The organism is Celeribacter sp., from assembly GCF_048259695.1.
Lineage (GTDB): Bacteria > Pseudomonadota > Alphaproteobacteria > Rhodobacterales > Rhodobacteraceae > Celeribacter.
Genome location: NZ_JBLXHL010000003.1, coordinates 73,464 through 96,565 on the forward strand (window position 1 = coordinate 73,464; position 23,102 = coordinate 96,565).

General features: G+C 62.1%; 27 protein-coding genes. 9 read left to right on the forward strand and 18 right to left on the reverse strand.

Going from position 1 to position 23,102, the window contains the following annotated elements:
- Window positions 1-75: 75 nt before the first annotated feature.
- The gene (locus ACN0Q0_RS06225) at window positions 76-483 is read left to right on the forward strand and encodes a hypothetical protein (protein ID WP_417242522.1); all 408 of its coding nucleotides are present in this window, start codon (window positions 76-78) and stop codon (window positions 481-483) included.
- Between the two features lie 33 nt (window positions 484-516).
- On the opposite strand, the gene ACN0Q0_RS06230 is transcribed toward ACN0Q0_RS06225, so the two are convergent.
- The 4 genes from ACN0Q0_RS06230 to ACN0Q0_RS06245 form a co-directional block, all read right to left on the reverse strand.
- Window positions 517-1,380 (reverse strand): arginyltransferase, encoded by an 864-nt coding sequence (locus ACN0Q0_RS06230; protein WP_417242523.1) that lies wholly within the window; start codon window positions 1,378-1,380, stop codon window positions 517-519.
- Window positions 1,381-1,605: 225 nt separating this feature from the next.
- Window positions 1,606-2,070, reverse strand: a complete 465-nt coding sequence (locus ACN0Q0_RS06235) for an RDD family protein (RefSeq protein ID WP_417242524.1) — start codon at window positions 2,068-2,070, stop codon at window positions 1,606-1,608.
- A 162-nt stretch (window positions 2,071-2,232) separates the two neighbouring features.
- A complete protein-coding gene (locus ACN0Q0_RS06240) occupies window positions 2,233-2,676 on the reverse strand; it encodes a DUF2852 domain-containing protein (protein WP_417242525.1) in 444 nt (147 codons plus the stop codon).
- Between the two features lie 191 nt (window positions 2,677-2,867).
- A complete protein-coding gene (locus tag ACN0Q0_RS06245; RefSeq protein WP_417242526.1) occupies window positions 2,868-3,338 on the reverse strand; it encodes a YbaK/EbsC family protein in 471 nt (156 codons plus the stop codon).
- A gap of 108 nt (window positions 3,339-3,446) precedes the next feature.
- Between ACN0Q0_RS06245 and ACN0Q0_RS06250 the strand changes: the two genes are divergently transcribed.
- A complete protein-coding gene (locus ACN0Q0_RS06250; RefSeq protein WP_417242527.1) occupies window positions 3,447-6,221 on the forward strand; it encodes a glutamine-synthetase adenylyltransferase in 2,775 nt (924 codons plus the stop codon).
- A gap of 69 nt (window positions 6,222-6,290) precedes the next feature.
- Window positions 6,291-6,617 (forward strand): hypothetical protein, encoded by a 327-nt coding sequence (locus tag ACN0Q0_RS06255; protein ID WP_417242528.1) that lies wholly within the window; start codon window positions 6,291-6,293, stop codon window positions 6,615-6,617.
- A 64-nt stretch (window positions 6,618-6,681) separates the two neighbouring features.
- Here ACN0Q0_RS06255 and eda read toward each other — a convergent pair whose 3' ends face one another.
- Both eda and edd read right to left on the reverse strand, forming a co-directional pair.
- Complete coding sequence (gene eda, locus ACN0Q0_RS06260; protein WP_417242529.1) at window positions 6,682-7,323, reverse strand: bifunctional 4-hydroxy-2-oxoglutarate aldolase/2-dehydro-3-deoxy-phosphogluconate aldolase; 642 nt, start codon at window positions 7,321-7,323, stop codon at window positions 6,682-6,684.
- Between the two features lie 125 nt (window positions 7,324-7,448).
- Complete coding sequence (edd, locus tag ACN0Q0_RS06265) at window positions 7,449-9,254, reverse strand: phosphogluconate dehydratase (RefSeq protein ID WP_417242530.1); 1,806 nt, start codon at window positions 9,252-9,254, stop codon at window positions 7,449-7,451.
- A gap of 426 nt (window positions 9,255-9,680) precedes the next feature.
- Here edd and ACN0Q0_RS06270 point away from each other — a divergent pair, with 426 nt between their 5' ends.
- From ACN0Q0_RS06270 to ACN0Q0_RS06280, 3 genes are all read left to right on the forward strand, one after another.
- Window positions 9,681-9,833 (forward strand): RSP_7527 family protein, encoded by a 153-nt coding sequence (locus ACN0Q0_RS06270; protein ID WP_417242531.1) that lies wholly within the window; start codon window positions 9,681-9,683, stop codon window positions 9,831-9,833.
- 97 nt (window positions 9,834-9,930) lie between these two features.
- On the forward strand, window positions 9,931-11,136 hold the full coding sequence (locus tag ACN0Q0_RS06275; protein WP_417242532.1) for an RSP_2647 family RNA methyltransferase: 1,206 nt from the start codon (window positions 9,931-9,933) through the stop codon (window positions 11,134-11,136).
- Entirely contained in the window at window positions 11,133-11,675 is a 543-nt protein-coding gene (locus ACN0Q0_RS06280) for an RSP_2648 family PIN domain-containing protein (RefSeq protein ID WP_417242533.1), read from the forward strand. Before ACN0Q0_RS06275 ends, ACN0Q0_RS06280 begins: the two co-directional genes overlap by 4 nt.
- 16 nt (window positions 11,676-11,691) lie before the next feature.
- Here the strand turns inward: ACN0Q0_RS06280 and ACN0Q0_RS06285 are convergent, their stop codons facing one another.
- From ACN0Q0_RS06285 to ACN0Q0_RS06325, 9 genes are all read right to left on the reverse strand, one after another.
- Window positions 11,692-12,375: a M48 family metallopeptidase gene (locus ACN0Q0_RS06285; protein ID WP_417242534.1), complete on the reverse strand. Its 684-nt coding sequence runs from the start codon at window positions 12,373-12,375 to the stop codon at window positions 11,692-11,694.
- A gap of 43 nt (window positions 12,376-12,418) precedes the next feature.
- Entirely contained in the window at window positions 12,419-13,027 is a 609-nt protein-coding gene (locus ACN0Q0_RS06290; RefSeq protein WP_417242535.1) for a DedA family protein, read from the reverse strand.
- The gene (locus ACN0Q0_RS06295; RefSeq protein WP_417242536.1) at window positions 13,017-13,400 is read right to left on the reverse strand and encodes a hypothetical protein; all 384 of its coding nucleotides are present in this window, start codon (window positions 13,398-13,400) and stop codon (window positions 13,017-13,019) included. Before ACN0Q0_RS06295 ends, ACN0Q0_RS06290 begins: the two co-directional genes overlap by 11 nt.
- Window positions 13,401-13,490: 90 nt before the next feature.
- Window positions 13,491-14,675: a vWA domain-containing protein gene (locus ACN0Q0_RS06300; protein ID WP_417242537.1), complete on the reverse strand. Its 1,185-nt coding sequence runs from the start codon at window positions 14,673-14,675 to the stop codon at window positions 13,491-13,493.
- A 12-nt stretch (window positions 14,676-14,687) separates the two neighbouring features.
- A complete protein-coding gene (locus tag ACN0Q0_RS06305) occupies window positions 14,688-14,852 on the reverse strand; it encodes an apolipoprotein acyltransferase (RefSeq protein WP_417242538.1) in 165 nt (54 codons plus the stop codon).
- 64 nt (window positions 14,853-14,916) lie between these two features.
- A complete protein-coding gene (locus tag ACN0Q0_RS06310; RefSeq protein ID WP_417242539.1) occupies window positions 14,917-16,332 on the reverse strand; it encodes a DUF2927 domain-containing protein in 1,416 nt (471 codons plus the stop codon).
- A gap of 96 nt (window positions 16,333-16,428) precedes the next feature.
- On the reverse strand, window positions 16,429-17,334 hold the full coding sequence (locus ACN0Q0_RS06315) for an AEC family transporter (RefSeq protein WP_417242540.1): 906 nt from the start codon (window positions 17,332-17,334) through the stop codon (window positions 16,429-16,431).
- A complete protein-coding gene (locus ACN0Q0_RS06320; RefSeq protein WP_417242541.1) occupies window positions 17,334-17,777 on the reverse strand; it encodes a GNAT family N-acetyltransferase in 444 nt (147 codons plus the stop codon). Before ACN0Q0_RS06320 ends, ACN0Q0_RS06315 begins: the two co-directional genes overlap by 1 nt.
- Entirely contained in the window at window positions 17,777-18,616 is an 840-nt protein-coding gene (locus ACN0Q0_RS06325) for an AAA family ATPase (RefSeq protein WP_417242542.1), read from the reverse strand. Before ACN0Q0_RS06325 ends, ACN0Q0_RS06320 begins: the two co-directional genes overlap by 1 nt.
- A gap of 197 nt (window positions 18,617-18,813) precedes the next feature.
- On the opposite strand from ACN0Q0_RS06325, the gene dksA reads away from it, so the two are divergent.
- A complete protein-coding gene (dksA, locus tag ACN0Q0_RS06330; RefSeq protein WP_417242865.1) occupies window positions 18,814-19,236 on the forward strand; it encodes an RNA polymerase-binding protein DksA in 423 nt (140 codons plus the stop codon).
- Between the two features lie 139 nt (window positions 19,237-19,375).
- Complete coding sequence (locus ACN0Q0_RS06335) at window positions 19,376-20,536, forward strand: FAD-dependent monooxygenase (RefSeq protein ID WP_417242543.1); 1,161 nt, start codon at window positions 19,376-19,378, stop codon at window positions 20,534-20,536.
- A 72-nt stretch (window positions 20,537-20,608) separates the two neighbouring features.
- Here the strand turns inward: ACN0Q0_RS06335 and tpiA are convergent, their stop codons facing one another.
- On the reverse strand, window positions 20,609-21,367 hold the full coding sequence (tpiA, locus tag ACN0Q0_RS06340; RefSeq protein ID WP_417242544.1) for a triose-phosphate isomerase: 759 nt from the start codon (window positions 21,365-21,367) through the stop codon (window positions 20,609-20,611).
- 128 nt (window positions 21,368-21,495) lie between these two features.
- Here tpiA and ACN0Q0_RS06345 point away from each other — a divergent pair, with 128 nt between their 5' ends.
- Window positions 21,496-22,404: an isopenicillin N synthase family dioxygenase gene (locus ACN0Q0_RS06345; protein WP_417242866.1), complete on the forward strand. Its 909-nt coding sequence runs from the start codon at window positions 21,496-21,498 to the stop codon at window positions 22,402-22,404.
- 2 nt (window positions 22,405-22,406) lie between these two features.
- Here ACN0Q0_RS06345 and ACN0Q0_RS06350 read toward each other — a convergent pair whose 3' ends face one another.
- Both ACN0Q0_RS06350 and ACN0Q0_RS06355 read right to left on the reverse strand, forming a co-directional pair.
- On the reverse strand, window positions 22,407-22,721 hold the full coding sequence (locus tag ACN0Q0_RS06350; protein ID WP_417242545.1) for a TfoX/Sxy family protein: 315 nt from the start codon (window positions 22,719-22,721) through the stop codon (window positions 22,407-22,409).
- Window positions 22,721-23,089, reverse strand: coding sequence for a HesB/IscA family protein (locus ACN0Q0_RS06355; RefSeq protein ID WP_417242546.1), 369 nt, complete (start codon window positions 23,087-23,089; stop codon window positions 22,721-22,723). The genes ACN0Q0_RS06350 and ACN0Q0_RS06355 overlap by 1 nt, the downstream gene beginning before the upstream one ends.
- Between the last annotated feature and the right edge of the window lie 13 nt (window positions 23,090-23,102).

Sequence of the window (23,102 nt, forward strand, 5' to 3'; positions counted from 1 at the left end):
ATACCCGACAAAAACAATAAGAAAAGAAGAGGGGCGCCATAACGCCCATAATCGCGCATAACTCAAAGAGGTCCCATGTCATTTCAACACAGCCTGTCCACCGGGGCCGCCACGGTCGGTGCGTTCGATACGCTCCCCGCCGAAGACCGCTTTCTCGTCTCGCTGTTTCGCGGCGATCCCGCCGCGCGGCGCGACAGCGACATTGCCCGTGTCGCGGGACAGCTGTTGAGCATGATGCAATCCCACGGGCGCAGGCCAATGCTGTCGCATTCGAAAACGTGCAACTGCGTGGGGGCGGATGAGGCGGTGTTCGTGCAATTCGTGCGCCTCGCCGCGGATGGCCAACGCGAAGATGCCACGCTGATGGCCCTGTTGATGATCCGCGCACATGTGGCGCCACTGGCGGTGTCACTGGCGGAGCAATTGGGGCTGTTGGTGCGGATGTTGGCGCGGGTCGATGCTCTGGCCGTACCGTATCATTAACGGGACCGCGGCGGTGCGATGGCGGCGCGGCGCCTAAACGTCCGTGTCGTCGGGCGTGCTGAGCGACGAGGGGGCGCGAAACGCCTCGGGCAGGTTGATTTGTGCCACCTGACTGGCGATCGGTTCATTGGCAAGCGGGTGGAACTCCGCCGAATAATCCGCGTCGGGCTCAAGCGGTTCCCACGCCCCCGCGCGGTGGATTTCCAACCCCGAAAACCGCGCCTTATAGCCCATTTTTGCCGATCCGGGCACCCAGTACCCCAAGTAGACAAAGGGGAATCCCGCCTCGCGGGCGATCTCGATATGGTCGAGAATGATATAGGTGCCAATGCTGTCTTTGACAAAATCGGGATCATAAAACGAATAGACCATCGACACCCCGTCATCGAGCAGATCGGTCAGACAGGTCGCCACCAGTTTGCGCGGCTGACCGCCCTGTGACGGCACGTAGTACTCGATCACGCGGGTGCGGATCGGCGTTTCCTCGATCATCGCGGCAAATTCGAACACATCCATATCGGCCATGCCACCATCGGCGTGACGGGTCTCGAGGTAATGACGAAACAGGTCGAACTGTGCCTCGGTGGCCCACGGCGCGGTCGAGGCGCGTTTGAGGTAGGCGTTTTTGTTGCTCGCACGGCGTTGGCTTTTGGACGGTTTGAAATCGGCCACGCGGATCCGTGCCGACATACAGGCGGCACAATCGATACAGGTCGGACGGTAAAGCACGTTCTGGGAGCGGCGAAAGCCCTGTTTGGACAGCGCATCGTTGAGCTTTTCGGCGGAGTCCCCTTGCAAGGCTGTGAACAGCTTACGCTCCATCCGCCCGTCCAGATAGGGACAGGGCTGTGGGGCCGTCACATAGAATTGCGGCGCAAGTGGCAGGGAATGACGCATGAACGAACGTATATATCTGAACTAAGGAACGAGAAAAGCGGGGTCGTGACCGGATCGTACCCAAATCTGTGCGCTACGCCAAGCCTACACTTGCTCAAATCCGAGTGACCTGCGCGACAGCGTGTCCAAACCGCAAAGTGGCCCGATGCGCAGGGTGGCATCGGGCTACGGGGTGTCGGGTCTTCGCGCGGGATGTCGGGGCGCGGGACGTCGGGGGCGCGGGGCCTAGTAGCGCGAGGGCTTGTTGATCGCCGCGGTTCCAAGCAACAGGTCCGACAGCCCTTGTTTGCGCGCGGTGGTCAGCATCATCACCACAGAGGCCACCTGAGCGATGAAAATCACGCCCCAAATGGTAAACAGCGTGGTGTGCATCAGCGCATATTTCAGATCGAACATCTCGCCCTTTGCGGTGCGAAACTCGATCCCCATCAGGCGCATTCCGAGCGTCGCGGAGCCATTGGCAAGGGTCACAACGCGGTAGGCATAGCTGACCACGGTCACAATGAACGGGAAAAAGAAGATGCCCGTAAACGCCGTCAGCGGCACGATCAAAGCGGACAGGATCACAATCGCGATCATATCAAGGACAAAGGCCACGAGGCGCTTGGTCGGGACGCTGTCGTAAAAGGCGGCTTGGGTCTCGGGGTCGGGAAGGCCCCAGATATCTGTGTCGCTATGGGGGTAGGTCATGGGTCTGTCTCTCTGTCTCACTCTTGAGGTGAATTATGTAACATGGTTTTCAACTGTCCGCCCGCAATCCCTTTATGGCCGACGGGAGGCGGGGCGGGGGGACGCGCGGGCCGCCGCGCAGGGAGGAGAGCGCGGCGGCCCGGTTCGGTCATCGGTGGCGTGTTATGCGTCTTCCTTGTCGGTCACGTTCGTGTCCGTGTCGGCATCAGCGGTTTTGGCGCGGTCTTTCATGAACTGGTCGAACTCGGCCTTGTCCTTTGCGGCGCGCAGACGGTCAAGGAAGTCTTCAAAGCTGCCTTGTTCCTCTTCGAGGCGGCGCAGGGTTTCGGTCTTGTAGGCGTCAAAGGCGGAGTTGCCCGACGATTTCATGGCGTAACCTGCGTGACGGCGGAAATTGTGACGGTCGGATTTGGATTTACAGGCGAACATTTTTTTACCCCAGATTGTGTATGCGAGAAGTGCGAGGCCCACGGGCCAGACGAAGATGAAGCCGATAACCGTGGCTGCGATCCAGGCGCCTTTGCCTTTTTCGTCAAGCCACATTTCGGCGCGGCGCAGCATGTTGGGCGCGGGAGCGGCGGTGTGTGTGGATGCAACGTAGGTCATGTCTGGTCTCTTTCCTTTATCGTGTGTTGTTGAAGTTAATGTCTTTCACATTACCGATATGGGGGAGAGGGTGATCTGCAACAAGCCCTTATGTGAATGTTTTTTACATTAACTTTTATTTTTGTTATTTTTCAAATATTTATGTGGGTATAATTTTTCAAACCTGCCCGATGGGCGGGCGGGAAATGTGCCTATTGGGTAAACTCGCCCGCTTTGGCCTGCGAAATCCGCATCAAATCGGCGGGGGCGATCTCGAATATATGGCGCGGGGTGCCTGCGGCGGCCCAAACCGTCTCAAACGCCATCAACCGCGGATCGAAAAAGCTGTGCGGTGACGACAGATGCCCGACGGGGGAGACGCCCCCGATGGCAAACCCCGTTACGGCGCGCACGGTTTTCCCGTCTGCCCGTCCCAAAGGTTCCCCCACAAGGCGGGCGGCCTTGTCCGCGTCCACCATATTGCCGCCTGCGGTGACAAACAGATAGACCGTACCACTGTCCGCGCCCTGGAATATGATGGATTTGGCAATCTGGTCGAGGGCACAGCCTGCTTGCGCGGCGGCTTGTGCGGCGGTACGGGTCTCGCCATCCATTTCGATAACGGGGGCGGTCAGACCCGCGTCGGTGAGGGCTTGGGTAACGCGTTTGAGGCTTTTGGACATCGGCAGGTCTTTCTGGTGGATCAGGAGGCTCAACCTGCCACCCGATTTGATCTTGCACAAGACGACAGCGCATCGTTTGACTACACTGAGCAAAACAAGTGAGGCCCCATGTCGACCGAAACACGTATCACCCGTCTTCCCCGTGCCTATGAGGCCGATCGTGGCGCCGATGCCCGTGCCGCGGTGCCTGCGCTGACGGGCGATTTGGCCGCTCTTGTTGCGGGGGCTTCGGGGTCCGCGCCCTATTTGCACGGGCTTGTCACACGCGAGGCGGCATGGCTACCGGAGGCGTTGGACGATCCCGAACGGGCGCTCAAGGGCGAGTTGGCCCGCATGTCGGCGCTGCCCTTTGACCAGATCGACGACGGGTTGCGTCAGGGCAAGCGGCGCATCGCGCTGATGGCGGCGCTGTGTGATCTTGGCGGGATCTGGGCGCTGCACGAGGTCACGGGCGCACTGTCCGATCTGGCCGATACCGCCACCCACGTGGCCCTGCGCGCTCATGTGGCCCGCGAGATCACCCGTGGCAAGGTCCCGGGGCAGGGCGAGGACGACATCGAGACCTGTGGCGGGGTTGTGGCCCTGGCTATGGGCAAACACGGGGCGGGGGAGCTGAACTATTCCTCCGACATCGACCTGATTTGCCTGTTCGACGAGACGCGGTTTGACGGCTCCGACCAAATGGAGGCCCGCGCCGCCTATATCCGCGCCACGCGCCGCGCCATGGCGTCCTTGTCGGACCTGACGGGCGAGGGCTATGTGTTTCGCACCGACCTACGCCTGCGCCCCGATCCTTCCGTGACGCCTGTGTGTTTCGCGATGGACGCCGCCGAGCGCTATTATGAAAGCGTCGGCCGCACATGGGAACGCGCCGCCTATATCAAGGCCCGCGCGGCGGCGGGCGATGTGGCGGCGGGGCAGCGGTTCTTGTCCGGTCTGGCCCCGTTCGTGTGGCGTCGGCACCTTGATTTCCACGCGATCCAAGAGACCCATGACATGCGGCTGAAAATCCGCCAACACAAAGGGCTCGGGGGCGCTTTTACCCTTGAGGGACACAACATGAAACTGGGGCTCGGCGGCATTCGCGAGATCGAGTTCTTTGCCCAGACCCGCCAGTTGATCGCGGGCGGGCGCGATCACGCGCTGCGGATGCGCGGCACGGTCGAGGCCCTCACCGCGCTTTCGGACAAAGGATGGGTCGAGGCGGGCGTGGCGCGCACCCTGATCGACGATTACACCGCCCACCGCGAGGTCGAGCACCGTCTGCAAATGCTGCGCGACCAACAAACCCACAGCTTGCCGACGACAGCCGCGGAATTTGACCGTCTCGCCGCTCTGATGGGGACGGAGACCGCCGCAATGCGGGCCGGTATCACCGCGCGGTGCGAGCGGGTGCATGGATTGACCGAAGAGTTCTTTGCCCCCGCCGGTGTGGCCAAGGCCCCCGAATTGTCGCAAGAGCTGCGCGAGATCACCGCGCGGTGGTCGACCTATCCGTCCTTGCGCTCCGAGCGCGCCCAAACCATTTTCGGGCGGTTGAAACCCGACCTTTTGGCGCGGGTGCAAAAACTGGACCGCCCCGCCGAGGCCCTCACGCACTTCGACGGGTTCTTGAAACAACTGCCCGCAGGGGTACAGGTGTTTTCCCTGTTCGAGGCCAATCCGTCCTTGATTGACCTGTTGCTCGATATTGTCTCTGTCGCGCCGCATCTGGCGCAGTACCTGTCGCGCAATGCGTCGGTGTTGGACGCGGTGATCGGTGGTGATTTCTTTGCGCCATGGCCCGAACAGGACGTGTTGGTGGCGGATCTTGCACGGCAATTGACACGGCTTGACGACTACGAAGCACAGCTTGATACCTCGCGCCGTTGGGCCAAGGAATGGCATTTCCGGATCGGGGTGCATCAGTTGCGCGGCCTGATTTCCGCCGATGAGGCGGGCGGTCAATACGCCGCTTTGGCCCGCGCCTCTGTGGCCGCCCTGTACCCCTGTGTGGTGGCGGAATTCAGCCGCAAACACGGGGCCGCACCGGGGCGTGGCGCAATGGTTCTGGGCATGGGCTCGCTTGGTGCGGGGCGTCTGACGGCGGCCTCGGATCTGGATATGATCGTGATTTACGATGCGGATGGCGTGGAGGCCTCTGAGGGGCGGCGTCCTTTGCAATCAAGGACTTATTACGCCCGCTTCACGCAGGCCCTTATCACCGCGATCACCGCGCAAACGGCCGAGGGGCGGCTCTACGAGGTGGATATGCGTCTGCGCCCCTCGGGCAAACAAGGCCCCGTGGCCACCTCGCTGGATGCCTTCAAAAGCTATCAGGACACCCAGGCCTGGGTGTGGGAACACCTCGCCATGACCCGTGCCACACCCGTCGCGGGCGAGGCCGGACTGATGGTGGATGTCGAGGCCTTTCGCACGGGCCTGCTTGCCGCCGCCAAGAACGAGGCCAACATTCGTGGCGAAACCCAAGATATGCGCCGCCGCTTGGCCGAGGCCAAACCGGGATCAACATGGGATCCCAAGAACGGCCGTGGCCGCATGATGGATATCGAACTGGTCGCCGAAGCGGCGGCGCTTTTGTCGGGCGCGCCCGATCAAAACATCTATGCGCAACTCAAGGCGGGTGCGGCGCACGGATGGTTGACGGACGCCGAGGCAGAGACATTGAGCGATGCCTACCGCATGACATGGCGACTGCAATCTGCGGCGCGGCTGTTGACGGGAGAGACGCTTGATATGGAGGCCGTGGGCGAGGGCGGGCGGGCGTTTTTGTGCCGCTCCAATGAGGTCGACACGATGGACGACCTTGCGGCGGCGATTGACGTGACCACCCATGCGGCGGCGCAGATGTTGGACGCGATCCTTGCGCGGCCCGTGCCGTGATGTCGCTGTCGTCCTTGCCCGGTCGCGCCCGCCGTTCTATGTCGGATGGACAAAGAGAAAGCTGTGCCCATGTCCGATAACGAGCCTGATAACATGTCCGATCCATCCTCGGCCGATCTTGTGATCGATGCGAACCTTGATCCGGGCGGGCTGATCCGCGAATCCTACCGGATCGAGGGGTTGGGCCTTGCCGAGGCGCGCTCGATCTTTCTCGATTGGGCGATAAAACTGGACGCCAAACTGGATCCGTCCATCGCCATCCGGCGCCTGTTGGCGGTCTACGGCGGGCGCGGCATGGCCGATCACCCGATGACCCTCGTGCTCACCGATGGCCTGGGAAAGCTGCGCGGCCCACAGGGGCGGCGCGGCGGCTCACGCGCGCGGCGCGGTTCCTGAACTCTTTATATGAAAACGGGCGCTGCCATGAGCGCCCGTTTTGTATCGGTTGAATGGGGATAGATTAGCGCGACAGGCTTGCGGCCTCGCGGGCCAATTCCTCAATCGCTTTCCAATCGCCTTTTGCGACCAGATCGTTTGGCGCAACCCATGAGCCGCCGACACACAGCGTGTTGGACAGGCTCAGATAGTCATTGGCATTTTTGAGCGAAATCCCCCCCGTCGGGCAGAACTTCATCTGTGGCAGCGGCCCACCGATGCCTTTGAGCGCAGGTGCGCCGCCATTGGCCTCGGCGGGGAAAAACTTGGCCACGGTATAGCCGCGCTCAAGCAAACGCATGACGTCGGACGCCGTGGAGGTCCCCGCCAAAAGCGGCAGACCCTCGGCCTCGCAGGCATCCAGAAGCGTATCGGTCGCCCCGGGGGAGACGCCGAATGTTGCGCCTGCGGCCACGGCCGCCTTGACATCCGCAGGGGTCAAAAGCGTACCGGCACCGACCACGCCGCCCTCGACCTTTGCCATCTCGCGGATCACGTCGAGCGCACAGGGTGTGCGCAATGTCACCTCAAGGGCGGGCAGGCCACCGGCGATCAACGCCTCGGCGAGGGGGCGGGCATGGGCCACATCGTTGACCACGAGAACGGGAACAACGGGGGCGAGGGCGCAGACGTCTGCGGTTTTCTGGCTGGCTTCCTGCGGCGTCATGGGGGATCCTTTCGCGCGTATGGGGAACTGTTAGCCCTAACAACCCCAAAGGGCCGCGCGGGTCAAGGGCCAAGCGCGCCCGATGCCCCTCAACGGCGTATCGGGCGCCCCGCGGGGCGCGGGCCTCACAGGATGGAGGCGGCGCCTTCGGTGGCGTTGCCCGCGTTCTGGCGGAAAATGTCGAACAATTCGCGGCCGATGCCGAATGCGTTGGCGGACAAATCGGCGGTGGCGGGTTCGCGGGCGTCAAACCCCTCTTCGAGCACTTCGAGCGTGCCGGCCACGGCATCGACGCGCACCATGTCGCCGTCACGGATTTTGGCAATCGCGCCGCCTGTGAGGGCCTCGGGCGAGACATGGATGCACGCAGGCACTTTGCCCGATGCGCCCGACATGCGCCCGTCGGTGACAAGCGCCACTTTCAACCCGCGGTCTTGCAAAACGGCGAGGGTGGGCGTGAGCGAGTGCAGTTCGGGCATCCCGTTGGCACGCGGCCCCTGAAACCGGACCACGACCACGGTGTCCTCGGTAAACTCGCCCGCCTGAAACGCCGGTTTGACATCGCGCTGATCGTGGAACACGCGGGCTTTCGCCTCGACGATGCGCCGCTCGGGTGCCACGGCGGAGACCTTCATCACGCCGCGCCCGATATTGCCTTTCAACTCTTTCAGGCCGCCCGTTTTCTGGAACGCATCGGCAACGGGGCGCAGGATCTTGTCATTCAGGCTCTCTTTGGTCCCGTCGACAAACACCACCTCGTCGTTGAGCAGTTTCGGCTCTTTGGTATAAAGGCCAAGCCCGTCTCCGGCGATGGTTTTCACATCCTCGTGCAACAGACCCGCGCCCAGTAGCTCACCGATCATATAGCCCAGACCGCCCGCTGCGTGGAAATGGTTCACATCGGCCAACCCGTTGGGATAGACCTTTGCCATCAGCGGGGTGACCTCGGAAATGTCGGAGAAATCCTGTAGGTCGAGGATGATCCCTGCGGCACGCGCCATTGCCGGCAGGTGCAGCACAAGGTTGGTGGAGCCGCCCGTGGCCATCAGGCCGACAAGACCGTTTACAAAGGCTTTCTCGTCAAGGATGTGACCCGCAGGGCGGAAATCGTTGCCAAGGGCGGTGATCTCCATCGCACGTTTCGCCGCCGCTTTGGTCAGCGCATCGCGCAGGTCGGTTTCAGGGTTCACAAAGGACGCGCCCGGCAGGTGCAGCCCCATGATTTCCATCAGCATCTGGTTGGTGTTGGCGGTGCCGTAAAAGGTACAGGTGCCGATGCCGTGATAGGAGGCCATTTCGGCCTCCATCAACTTGTCGCGGCCCACTTCGCCCGTGGCAAACTGTTGGCGTACCTTGGCTTTTTCATCGTTGGGCAGGCCCGAGGCCATCGGCCCCGCAGGCACGAATACGGATGGGATATGGCCGAAGGTGGCGGCGGCCATCACCAGACCGGGGACGATTTTATCGCAGACCCCGAGGTACAGCGCGCTATCAAAACAGTTGTGCGACAGGCCAACGCTTGCGGCCAGGGCGATGGTGTCGCGCGAGAACAGCGACAACTCCATGCCGGGTTGGCCCTGGGTGACGCCATCACACATGGCGGGCACACCGCCCGCGACCTGTGCGGTGCCTCCGGCCTCGCGTGCGGCGGCGCGGATCAGGTCGGGGAAGCGCTCATAGGGTTTATGCGCCGACAGCATGTCGTTGTAGGCGGTGATAATCCCGAGGTTGGGGGCGCGACCGCCCGCCAGTGCTGCCTTGTCCTCGCCCATGGCCGCATAGGCGTGGGCCTGGTTGCCGCAGGTGAGGTGCGCACGCACGGGGCCGTCCTCCGCCGCTTTTGTCATCCGCGCGAGGTAGACCTCGCGGGTCGGACGGGAGCGGTCGATGATGCGTTGGGTGACGGCGGCGATTGTGGCGTTGAGCGACATGGGGGAGCCTTTATGTACAAAGCGGTTTGAACGCGGGTCGGGTCATTCGGGTGCGCACCCGATGTGGGGGAGGGCGAGGCGAGGCGGTGCGCAGGTGTCCTCGATTGCCCCTACAGACAGGATATATACTGTTCGTTAGCGCTAAACTGTCACGTGTTAGCGCTAACTAGCGCGGTCGTGTGGAAATGTCCACCCGTTTCAGATCGACAGGTGCGCAGGGCGTTCTGTGGCGGTCGCGGGGGAGCGGATCGCGAGGTTTGCACTTTGTTAGGGAGCGATGCTGCAGGTGCATAACGGGCATTCGGAACGGTCAGTGGTTATGTCAGATTGTGTGACCTATGTTGTATTCAACGGACAGGGCGAGACGCCACACGATGCTCCCGCCCCGGTCCAAAATGAAACCGAAGACCAAAGAGGATACTCCAAATGGACAATCGCACATACGTTTCTTTCGCCGACATCGAAGCCCGCGCACACCAGTTGCGTGCCGAAGCCGCCCGCGACATGGGCAAATCTATTGCGGCATGGTTCCGCGCCCGTTTCGCAACCAAAGCAACCGTGAACGGCAAACTGGCCTAAGTCTTTCGGGACAGTCTACGCGTTTTATCGCTAAAATCATAGCGCAATGGGCGACTGGCCCCTTTCGCAGGTCAATAGACAAAGATAAGAGGGATGTATGACGCATCCCTCTTCTTCTTTTTCCACCATTCGTCTCAAACCCAAATCAAACGCGCGTGCCATCCGGCACGGGGCGCCTTGGGTCTATGACAACGAACTGGTGATGGACCGCCGCACCAAATCAATCCCCGCAGGCAGCATTGCGCGCCTCGAGGATGAAGAGCGCCGGTTTCTTGCCCTTGTGGCCGTAAACCCGAATTCGCGCATTGTGGCGCGGGTTCTTGACCGTGATCCTGACGCGCAGATTGATCAGGCGTGGTTCGAGGCCCGTCTGACGGCGGCGCTTGCGCATCGCGAAACCCTGTTCGATCAGCCGTTCTACCGTTTGGTTCACGCCGAGGCCGATGGCCTGCCGGGTGTGGTGATCGACCGGTTTGGCGACACGGCGGTGGTGCAACCCAACGCCGCGTGGGCCGATGTGATGATTGCGCCGCTGTGTGCCGCCCTCGCCAAAGTGGCGGGCCTGAGCACGGTGGTGATGAACGGCACAGGGCGCGCGCGCTCCCTCGAAGGGCTCGACGAAAAAACCGACATCATTATGGGTGAGGCCCCCGAACCCATCGCCGTGTCGATGAACGGGGCCACCTATATGGCCGATATCATGGGCGGCCAGAAAACCGGCCTGTTCTACGATCAACGCCCCAACCACGCCTTTACCCAACGCCTCGCCAAGGGCAAGCGCGTCCTCGACGTGTTTTCCCATGTCGGTGGGTTCGCTTTGGCGTCGCTTTCGGGTGGCGCGACACAGGCGGTGGCGGTCGACAGTTCTGCCTCCGCACTGGCCTTGGCCGAAGCGGGCGCCGCCGCAATGGGCGCCTCTGATCGCCTGATCATCCGCAAGGGCGACGCCTTTGACATGATGGCCGCCCTGCGTGAGGAGGGCGAGTTGTTCGACGTGGTGATCTGTGATCCGCCCGCGTTTGCACCGTCCAAAAACACGCTTGAAAAGGGGCTTCGCGCCTATGAGCGCGTGGCGCGCATGGCCGCACCTCTGGTCAAAGAGGGCGGGTATCTGGGTCTGTGTTCGTGTTCGCACGCCGCCGATCTGGAGAAATTCCGTTCCGCGTGCAACCGTGGCATTGGCCGCGCTGCCCGCTCCGCGCAACTGATCCACACCGGTTTCGCCGGTGCCGATCACCCGTTGATGCCACAACTGGCCGAAAGCGGTTATCTCAAGGCACTGTTCTACCGGCTGATGCCGTGAAAGTGCTGCTTGACGCTTGCGTGCTTTACCCGACGGTGATGCGCGAAGTGTTGTTATCGGTCGCGGCCAAAGGGCATTTTACCCCCCTTTGGTCGGACCGCATTCTGGAAGAATGGGCGCGTGCCGCCCGCAAAATCGGTCCCACGGGCGAGGCACAGGCCCGCGCCGAGGTGGCCCTCGTGCGGGCGGCATGGCCCAAGGCCGCCGTGGTTGATTATCAGGGCATAGAGCGGCGGTTGTACCTGAGTGACGAGAACGACATTCACGTGCTCGCGGCCGCCGTTAAAGGCAACGCAGACGTGATCGTCACCATGAACGCCAAGGATTTTCCGCGTCATGTTCTCGCCGAAGAGGGGCTAACGCGGCGCGACCCCGACGGGTTCTTGTGGGAAATATGGAGCCACCATCCCGAGGATGTGTCCCACGCGGTCGCGCAGGTGCGCCAAACGGCGGAACGTCTGTCGGGACAACCATGGGAGATGCGTGCCTTGCTCAAAAAGGCGCGGTTGCCCAAGCTTGGCAAGGCGCTTTGTTCCTAGGCCCGTCTCACACGCCTCACACGCCCCACTTTGCCTCATTGGCTTCGATCGCCTTGATCCGGTCGTCGGATTTGGGGTGGCTCGTGAACCATGCGGGCGTTTTCGCGCCGCCGGCCCCCGTCAGGGTGTTCAGTTTCACAAACAGCGACTTTTGCGGTGCGGTGCCAAACCCCGCCTTGACCATCAACGCCGAGGCATAGGCGTCCGCCTCGTATTCGTCCTGACGTGACAGCCGTGCGGCCAGAAGCGAGGCCACGGCGTTGGCGATATAGGTGCCGATGCCGGGCAAGAACCGCCCAAGGACCATGGCCAACGCGGTGCGGATGGCGTTTTGGCCCGAGAAATCAATCATCCGGCGGCGCGAATGGCCCAAAGCCACGTGACCCAACTCATGGGCAATGACAGATGCCATTTCCTCGGCCGAGATCTCGCCCTGACGGAATTTCTGGTAGAACCCGCGGGTGATGAACACGCGCCCGTCCGGAGCCGCCAACCCGTTGACGGGCTCGATGTCGTAGAGGTGGACCTTGACCTTCGGGATGTCGAGCGCCTCGGCCAGACGGGCAAACACGGGACGCAATTGCGCATCGGCCAGTTCGGCGGATTTCTCGTTCAACTCGCGCGTCGTGCGCCAGACCGAAAACCGGTACATGACAAGCGCATAGGCAATGGCCAGAAGGATCGGGGTAAATTTCAACATGGTTTGAATATGGGGGTAAGGCCGCGCAGAGAAAAGGGGCGTTTCAACCGCGTTTGAGTTTTTGTGCCTTCAGGACCCCTTTGGCCCAATAGAGTGCCACGGCGGCGACAACCGTTGCCACCAACAGGCCGATCACATCGGACATCAGTGTGCTGACCTCGGAGATGTTGTTGGCAAAGACGTAGCCGGTCCAGACATAGGCGTTGACCCAAATCATTTCGCCCAGAATGTCGGCCACGGTGAACCGCACCCACGGCAGGCGCGCAGCCCCCGAGGCGATGTTCACGTATGGGCCGAGTGGCGCCACGGCCCATGTCGAAAAGAACACGCCAACGCCGCCGCGCCGGTCAACGAGGGCCTCTGCGCGGGCAATCACCGACCGGCGGGCGGGGGAGCGTGCGCCAAGGCGCGCCAGAACCCGTGCGCCACCTGTGCGACCGATAAAGAACCCCGTTTGATCGCCCATGACCGCACCGGCAAAGGTGGCCATGATCAATGGGGCGATATCGATGTCCCCCGACGCGGCCAAGGCACCCGCGGCGAGCATCATCAACGAGGTCGGGATCGGGATCAGCAGGCACGACAAAAAGGACGCGAGCATGACGCCCCACACGCCGTAGGCCGTGACGGCGGCAAAAATGCTATCGGTCATCAGGCCCCCTGTCGCTGCCCGCTTTGCGGTTGGCGTGAAAGGTCGCCACGGCCGTTTGCGCCGCCGTGATCAGTGTGGAGACCTCAACGTTGCGGTACCCGGCGATCTCGTCCAGACTCATGCGCCCTGCGGGGGGCGGCACGGGCGCGTCGACGGCCTCCAGAATGATTTCGTGGGGGACGTTGAACGCATGTGAGATGAACCCGGGTGTCATCCATGCCTCGATATCCTTTTCGCGGTGATCGCTATTGTGCCACAGCAGCATCGCCACCGAGAGGCGGATGACAAAGAACAGCGCAAAGACCGATGCGCCGATGAGAGCGGCGGTGGCGAGCGGGGCAGCGGCCCAGAGGCGTTTGATGTGATGTATCATGGTGTCGGGTGTCTCATATCAGGGTTGAACGCGAGATTAACGCAGTTCCGTCGCAACGGGGATTGTTTTCGGCACTATTTGCCCGGAGTTCTATTTGCCCAGTGTCTTAAATCCGCGCTCCAAACCATCGAGGGTCATCGGCACCATGCGGTCCTCGAAGATGTCGCGGATCATGCCGATGGATTGGGTGTAGTCCCAATGGTGTTCGGGGACGGGGTTGAGCCACAGGTGATCGGGCCATGTTTCGCGGGCGCGGGCGAGCCACAGCGCACCGGCCTCTTCGTTCCAGTGCTCGTTCGCACCGCCGCGCATGGCGATCTCGTAGGGGCTCATTGAGGCATCACCGACAAAGATCACCTTGTAATCGCGCCCGAAGGTATTGAACACCTCGCGCGTGGGGATCTGCGCCGACCACCGCCGCGCATTGTCGCGCCACACGCCCTCATACAGGCAGTTGTGAAAGTAGAAATATTCGAGGTGTTTGAACTCGGTGCGGGCGGCCGAAAACAACTCCTCCACCACTTTGATATGGCCGTCCATCGAGCCGCCGACATCAAAGAACATCAACACCTTGACCGCGTTGCGCCGCTCGGGGCGGGTTTTCACATCGAGGTAGCCGTGTTCGGCGGTGGCGCGAATGGTGCCGTCGAGGTCAAGTTCCTCATGTGCGCCGTCACGCGCCCATTTGCGCAGACGTTTCATCGCCACTTTTATGTTGCGGGTGCCAAGTTCCACACTGTCGTCGAGGTTCCTGAAATCGCGTTTGTCCCAGACCTTGACGGCGCGACCATGGCGCGAGCGGTCCTGGCCGATGCGCACGCCCTCGGGATTGGACCCGTAGGCCCCGAACGGTGAGGTGCCGCCTGTGCCGATCCATTTGTTGCCGCCCTGATGGCGACCCTTTTGCTCGGCGAGGCGTTGTTTGAGCGTCTCCATCAATTTGTCGAACCCGCCCAGACGCTCGATCTCGTCGAGCTCTTGCGGGGACAGGAATTTTTCGGCCTCGCGGCGCAGCCACGCGTCGGGCAGATCAACCGCATTTAATACGTCGTCTGAACTTAGGCTCTCAAGTCCTTCGAAAGACGCGGAAAAAGCGCGGTCGAATTTGTCTAGGTGGCGTTCGTCCTTGACCATCGCGGCGCGGGCGAAATAGTAAAATCCGTCAATGTCATAGGTCACAAGCCCCGCCTGCATCCCCTCCAGAAACGCGAGGTATTCGCGCAAGCTGACGGGGATGGCTTCGCGCCGGAGGCGCTCGAAGAACGGCAGGAACATCGCGCGTGGCCCTTACAGGACCCGTTCGAGCAACACGGTGATGATCAGGCCCGCAATGGAAAAGGCAATGCTGTAGGCGGTGGCATATTGCAGCTTGTCCAAGCGGTCGCCCTGACGTTTGGCGGCGGTGCGCCACCCGAGTGTGGCACCGATCACGAAGAGAAGGATTACGATCATGTCTGGCTCCTTGTTGAGCGTGTCTTGGTTGAGCGTGTCTTGGCCTGTGTCCGCAGCGGGATCGTCAGCGGGCGAGGGCCTGAATTTCGGCAATATGCGCAAACACATCGCGGTCCGATCCAAACCCATACCGCGCCCACCCCAAACTGTCGAGGCGCACAGGCTGTGCTTCGCCCGCCCGTCCCGTCCGTACCAGAATTTCGGCCTTGGTGAGCATCAGTGATGACAACAGGGCGGCGTTCTGGGCGCGGGTGGCGGCGGCAATGGCGGGGTCGAGGCGGTCAAGGGCGGTGGCGTAATCGCCCCGTACCAGATCGACGGCGGCCAGTTGCAGCGTGGTATGGGCGGCGGCGATGTCTGTTAGCGATGAGCCTGCAAACAGGCGGCGGGCCTGATCAAGGTTGGTGCGCGCGGCGTTGGTGTCCTGACCCTGTTGCAAGCGCCCAAGCAAAAAGAACGACAGTCCCGCACGGGTGTCGGTCCATCCCCGGCTTCGGGCGATGGACACGGCGCGGGCGGCGGCGGTGCGCCGTGCGGAGAGCGCACCGCCCTCCATGGCGCGCGTCACATTGGCAATCCAGTCGGCCGGGGTGGTGTCGACCGGAGCCACCCCGCCGCCGCGCCCTGCGGGGTTGAGACGGTCAAGCAGCGGTCCGATGAGGGCGGCGACCTGTTCGGCGGTCAGACCGGAGCGCAATTCGGGCGCGTAGGTCGCACGCAGCATCAACATGTCGAACCCTGTGAGGACGGAATGGAAATTGTCATCGTTGAACACGCTGTCGGGCAGGCGGAACAGGTCGTTGAGCGGTCCGAGCGCCTGGGCCAGTTCCTCGTGCAGGCAGTCGCGCATATCCTGTGGTGTGCCGCCCGTGGGGATAAAGATCGCGGCACGGGTGCGGGTGCGTACGGTGGTCCATGAGGCGGCGCGGGCGGTGCGGAACTCGGACCACCCCGACACATCCGCGGCGGCGATGCACGCGGTGTTGGGCGCACGTTTGCGGAATGCCGCGGCGGGAACCAGTTCGATGGTAATGGCGGCGGGGGCGCTGCGCGACACAAGCGTGATGTCCAGACCCGCCTCGCGCTTGAGCCGCCCGAGCAGGTCGCCCAGATCGGCGTTGAGCGAGGGCGGCACCCGCGCCCCCACCACGCGGACCGATATCGGTCCCTCGAAGCGCGAGAACACAGGTAGGGTCGCGCCCGTTTCCAGACGGAACGACAGGTCCATGAAATCCTGTGCCATTTGGGCGTTGGAGCGGCGCGGCGTGGTCTCGGGCGCGGATGTGAACCGCTTCATCGGTGGCAGATCCATGCGCAGCGCGCTGACTTCGACTGGCGCAGGGCCGGTCCGGCCACGCGGTTCGCGCATCTCGGGCGCCCCGCAGGCGACAAGGGTCATCAGACCCAGGCCGAGTGCGGCCAGACGGACGCGGCGCGGGCGACGCGCGGTGCGGCGCGTGAGGGGTAGGGTCGCTGACATGCTCGGCCTCTTTGGGTCGGTTTTTCTAACTGTAGCAAAGCCGTAGGGCCAAACACCAGTGCGATTGCACCAATGTGGTCACGTCGGCGTGTGACCTTAGGCCAGAACCGCCAATGAGACGAGCGACAGGATCGAGGTCCAGATCACCACGGGCGCAATCGCATCGGTGCGAATGCCGTGCAACATGGCGAGGGAAAACGCCATGGCACCCGACGGGCCTGCGGCGCCGAGGATATAGAGCGTGTGCCATTGATCGGTGACGGCGGGAAACACCGTAAGGGCGGCAAACACGGCAAGGGGAAAGCCGAACAGTTTCAGCGCGCTGAGCCCCGCCACGGTGGGGGACGGCATGATCGCATGCCCCGACAGGATCACCCCGAGCGCAAACAGCGTCAGCGGGGCCGCCGCAGGACCGGCAAAGTGCATGGCCGTGAGCAGCGGTGCAGGGACCCCAAGTCCCGAGACATTGACCGCAACGCCGATCACAATCGCCAGAAGGACAGGATTAAGCGAAATCCGTTTGAGCGAGACCATAGCCGAGGTGCCGCCCGCCATGACATCGGTGGTGATGATGAAAAAGGCGAATAAGAACGCCGTGTCCCACGCCACAAGGGCCTTGATCGGCAACGAGCCTCCGCCCTCGCCATAGATCAGGATCGAAATCGGCAGGATATACAGCAGCGAATTGACGAAAATGACCGTCATCCCCAACAACCATGCCTCAAGGTGGTCCCGTTTGAACACATGACGGGCCACAAGATAGCCGATGACAAACAGCACCGCCTGACACAGGCCGTAGAGCGCCATGGTCCGGAAATCGAACGCGGCAACGGACAGGGCTGCGATCAGCGGAAAGATCAACGCAGGTTGCAGCACGATAAAGGCAATGCGGTTGACGGCGCGGGCCTCGTCAAAGCTGACCTTGCCCATGCGCCCCAACACAAAACCGAGGGCCAACATCGAAAAGACGGGCAGAATGTCATGGGTCAGGACGTGTAGCATCAGGTGGTCCGTGCATATTTGATAAAGGGGGTCTTGGTGCCGATGCGGTCATAAAGGGCGCGGGCGGTGTGGTTGAATTTCTGGGTCATCCAATAGACGCTCGGGGTGCCATTGGCATCCGCCGCCGCATATACGGCCTCGATCAGGGCGCGGGCGGCCCCGTTGCCGCGGGCGGTATCGGAGACATAGAGGTCTTGCAGGTAACACACGTCCCCTGCGTGCCAGTTGTGCGCGTGGTAAATGTAATGGACAAAGCCCGCGACCGTGCCGTCCAACTCGGCCACAAAGGCCCCGCGCTCGGTGGCGTGCGGATCGGTGAGCCGTGCAAAGGTGGCATCGGTAACGGCGCGGGCCACGGAGCTTTCGTAAAAGGCCAGATACCCCGCCCACAAGGGCGCCCATGCCGCACGATCAGAGGGGGCGAGGGGACGGATCGAGAGCATCAGCGTTGCCCCCGTGCCATAAAGGCGAGGCGTTCAAACAAAGCGACGTCCTGTTCGTTCTTGAGCAGCGCGCCGTGCAGTTTGGGCAGCGCGTTTACCCCGTCGCGTTTGAGATCCTCGGGGGTGAGGTCCTCGGCCAACAACAGCTTGAGCCAGTCGAGCACTTCGGAGGTCGATGGCTTTTTCTTGAGCCCTTGGGTGTCGCGAATCTCGTAGAACCGGGTGAGGGCGGTCGCCAAAAGCCGTTCCTTGATCTGTGGGAAATGCACGCCAACGATCTGACGCATCACGGCCTCGTCGGGAAAGCGGATGTAGTGAAAGAAACAGCGGCGCAAAAACGCATCCGGCAGTTCTTTTTCGTTATTGGAGGTGATGATGATCACGGGGCGATGTCTGGCCCGCACCATCTCGCCCGTCTCGTAGACGTGAAACTCCATCTTGTCGAGTTCCTGCAACAGATCGTTGGGAAACTCGATGTCGGCCTTGTCGATTTCGTCGATGAGCAGGACCACACGTTTGTCGCTCTCGAAGGCCTGCCACAGCTTGCCCTTGCGGATATAGTTGGACACATCTGCCACCCGTGGATCGCCCAACTGGCTGTCGCGCAGACGCGACACGGCATCATAGTCGTAGAGGCCCTGTTGCGCCCGTGTGGTGGATTTGATCGACCACTCCACCATCTCGAGACCAAGCGCATCGGCCACCTGACGCGCCAGTTCGGTCTTGCCCGTCCCGGGCTCGCCTTTGACAAGCAAAGGGCGCTGTAACGCGATGGCGGCGTTGACGGCAACGGAGAGATCAGGGGGGGCGACATAGCGGTCGGTCGAGGTGAACTTCATGGATAAAATGCGCCTTAGGGGTTGGTTTGCGATAACAATTCCCGACCGATCATACCAGTGCGGGCCAAAGGTACAATCGTGCTGACTTCGTGTAGTGACATCCCCCGGAAAAGCGGGTAAACGGGCGGCGATTAGGAGGTGGCTAGATGACAAATCAACACGATGAGGCTGTCGCTGGCGTTAAAGAGGTGAGCAAAATGAAGGCTGAAAATTTCCTGCCTGATGATTATCGTCCCGCCGAGGACGAGCCGTTTATGAATGATCGCCAACTTGAATATTTCCGTCGTAAACTCGAAGCATGGCGTATGGATCTGTTAGACGATGGCCGTCACACCATCGAGGGATTGCAAGACAGCACGCGCAATATTCCCGACGTGGCTGACCGCGCGTCCGAGGAAACCGACCGCGCACTGGAGCTGCGCACCCGTGACCGTCAACGCAAACTCGTGACCAAAATCGAAGCCGCTTTGCGCCGCATCGACGAGGGTGAGTTCGGCTATTGCGAAAAGACCGGCGAGCCGATTTCGCTCAAACGTCTGGATGCACGCCCCATTGCGACGATGACGCTTGAGGCGCAAGAACGCCACGAGCGCCGCGAAAAAGTTCACCGCGACACGTAATGCCGGTCCGTGCCGTTCGCGGCAATTCGTCCGGCTGACATTGGCGTGAGAGTATGGCAAACACCGGAGCAGGGCTTCGGTGTTTTTCGTTTGTGCGACGGGACGTGCATCTGCGCCCGCAATTGTAAGGAGACTTGGGATGTTGATCGGTCAGAATATCGCCGTCTTGGGCGCGGGTGTTGCCGGATTGGCCACAGCGCGGGCCCTGGCGTTGCGCGGCGCCCTGGTCACCGTCTACGAACAATCGCCCGCCATCACCGAAGTGGGCGCGGGGCTACAGATCACGCCCAACGGTGTGGCGGTGCTGCGCGGTCTCGGGCTTGATCCCGCGGCTCACGCGATGCGCTCAAGCGGTGTGCGCCTGATCGACGGTTACATGGGGGCGCAAATCCTCCATCTCGATTTTGCCAAACACAAACCGGATGCGGCGTTTTTGCTGTTTCACCGCGCCGACCTGATCGACATGCTCCACGAGGGCGCGCGCGACATTGATGTGCGCATCGCACTGTCGCATACGGTCGCGGATATCCACGGCGATGGCGATGGGGTGACGATCCATTTTGCGGATGGGACCACGGCCCGCCATGACATCGTGATCGGTGCGGACGGGCTGCATTCCAAACTGCGCCCGATGCTCAATGGCCCCGCCAAACCGTTTTTCACCGGCCAGACCGCGTGGCGGGCGACGGTTCCCGCGCTGGGCGGCGAGGATGCCGCAGCAATGGTGCATGTCGCCGCGGGGCGCCACGTCGTGAGCTATCCGTTGCGCGGGGGGACGATGATCAACATCGTGGCCGTCGAGGAGCGTGATGACTGGACCGAAGAGGGATGGCACCACACCGGTGATCCCGCCGAGATGATGACCCATTTCGCCAACTTCTGTCCCGGGATCAAGGCGCTGTTGTCGCGGGTTGAAACCGTGTCGCGATGGGGGTTGTTTCGCCATCCTGTGGCGGCGCGGTGGCATTCGGACCGCACGGCCCTTGTCGGGGATGCGGCGCACCCGACCCTGCCGTTTCTGGCGCAGGGGGCCAATATGGCGCTTGAGGATGCGTGGGTTCTGGCCGATTGTTTGGGCAAATTGCCACTGGAGCAGGCCCTGTCCGCCTATCAGGCGCGCCGCCGTGCGCGGGTGGTCAAGGTGATCGAAGCCGCCAACACCAACGCCCGCAACTACCACATCAAGGGGGCGACCCGTCTGGTCGGGCACGCGGGGTTGCGCCTTGCGGGACGCGTGGCGGGCAAGCGGATGGTGGACAAATTCGCATGGCTTTACGATCACGATGTGACCGCCGACTAACCGTTGGGGGCCACGAAAAAGAGGGCCGCGTGGCCCTCTTTTCTTTTGTTTCAAAGGGATGCGGCGCGATGCTTATGCGTCTTGCAACGCCGAAACGATGCCCGCGAAATCCGCCGCCTTCAAGGAGGCACCACCGACAAGGGCGCCGTCGACGTTGGAGGTGGCGAAAATTTCCGCCGCGTTCGAGGGCTTGACCGAACCACCGTAGAGCAATGGAATAGCCGCCGCGCCGTCACCGAACCGTGCGATCAACGTGGCCCGCATATCGTCGTGGACTTCGGCAATCTGCGCGAGGGTTGGAACTTTGCCCGTGCCGATGGCCCAGACGGGTTCATAGGCCACCACAAGTTTGTCGAGGTCGGAGGCATCGGGCAGGGACCCCGCCAATTGGTGGCGGATCACGTCAAGCGTCTCGCCCGCCTCGCGTTGCGCCAATGTTTCGCCGACACAGACCACGGGGGCCAGTCCGGCCATGAATGCGGCCAGTGTTTTCCCGGCAACCATGTGGTCGGTTTCGCCGTGATCGGCGCGGCGTTCGGAGTGGCCGAGGATCACGTAATCCGCGCCCGCATCCACCAGTGCCGCCGCCGAAATGTCACCCGTATGTGCGCCTGAGGGTTTGGCGTGGCAATCCTGACCGCCGACACGGATCTTGGTGCCCGATAGGGCCGCCGCCATAGGGGCGATCAATGTGGCGGGAGGGCAGAGCAAAACGCCCACGGTCGGGGTTGGGAACATCTGTGCAAGGGCGGTGGCCTCGGCCAGTGACGCCTTTACCCCGTTCATTTTCCAGTTTCCCGCAGCGAGTTTACGTGCCTGTGAGTCTGCCATGTCGCGTTCCTTCTGATTGGTTGCGCGCATCATTGCAGCACGGGCCGCACAGTCAAGCGTTGCCTTGACCTGCGCGGGTCGACCCCGCACAAAGGGCCAACCAACAGGAGACCCCCATGAATGCGCGAATGATCCCCGATATCGACCTTGCCGCTGTTACGGCGGGGGACGCACAGGCGCTTGAGGCGTTGCGCGTCGGGGCGCGTGATGTGGGGTTTCTGACCGTGTACAATACGGGTGTTACGGCGGCGGATGTGGAGGCGGTGATTGCCGCCTACCGCGCCTTTTTCGCGCAACCTTATGCGGTGAAGGCCGCCGTGGACATGGCCGCCACGGGGGCGAACCGTGGATGGGGTGCGCCCCGGTCCGAACAGGTCGATCCCGATGCCAACCCCGACTACAAAGAGGTGTTTGATTGCGGCTATGAGATCGCGGGCAGCGATTTGGCGGTCTATGCGCCCAACCTGTGGCCCGAGATCCCCGAGGGGTTTCGCGCGGCGGTGCAAACCTATTATGCGCAGGCTTTGGATGTGGCGATGCAGGTTCTGCGCGCGATTGCCACGGTCATGGGGGAGGATGCGCAGTCTTCGACAGTCCAGTATTTCGACGACAAATTCGACCAACCGATGGCGCTGTTGCGTGGCAATTTCTATCCCGCGCGCCCCGATTGGGCGGGGGATAGGGATTTCGGCATCGCGGCGCATACGGACTATGGCTGCGTGACGCTCTTGGCCACGGACGGTGTGGCGGGGTTGGAAGTGTTGGGGCGTGATGGCGCATGGCACGCGGTCGCGGCAGCACCGGGGCGTTTTGTGATCAACTTCGGCGAGATGTTGGAGATGTGGACCGAAGGCCGCGTCAAAGCGACCTTGCACCGTGTGCGCGGCACCGCGCAGGAACGCATTTCCGTGCCGTTGTTTTTCAATCCCAATTACGACACCAATATCGCGCCCGCAGGAGCGCCGCCCATGTCGGCAGGGGCGCATCTGACGCGGCGGTTTGAACAAACCTACCTGCACCTCAAGGATAAGCCGTAGCGCTATTCGATTGCGGCGAGCGCCTTGCGGCCCCAGACACAGGCGGCCTCGGGGTCGTCCAACGCGCTGTCGGGCAGGGTCCAGTAATGCATCCCGCGCCCGTCTTCCATGGTGAATTTTTCCGCACCTTCCGCGGCCATCTCGGCGGCCAAGGCGTTTTTGGCCTTGATGTACACACGGCCATCGGCGGACAGGATCGCAAAGATTTGCCCGTCACAATAGATTGACGCGCCGCCCATCATTTTACGTTTGGTGATACCGCCAAGCGGCGCGAACAGCTCAAGCGCAAAGGCGAGCTCTTCGTCGGTGATCGCCATTATTTCGCAGCCTGTCCGAGGGTTTCGTCGAACTTGATGCTCTCGCCACAGCCGCAGGCATCCACAACGTTGGGGTTGCGGAACTTGAACCCGCTTTCGAGCAATGAGACCTCGTAGTCGATTTCGGTGCCGAACAGGAACATCTGTGCCATGGGTGCGATCATCACCCGTGCGCCGCCCTGCTCGACGATCTCGTCAAGCGGGTCGATCTCGTCGACATAGTCCATCGTGTATTCCATGCCCGCACAGCCGCCTTTTTTGATGCCAATGCGCAAGCCTTTGGAGCCGTCTTTCTCCATCAGTTTTGCGATTTGCGCCGCTGCTTTGTCGGTCATCGCGACCGCCTGCTTTCCGGGAATGCCAAACATATATGTCTCCTTC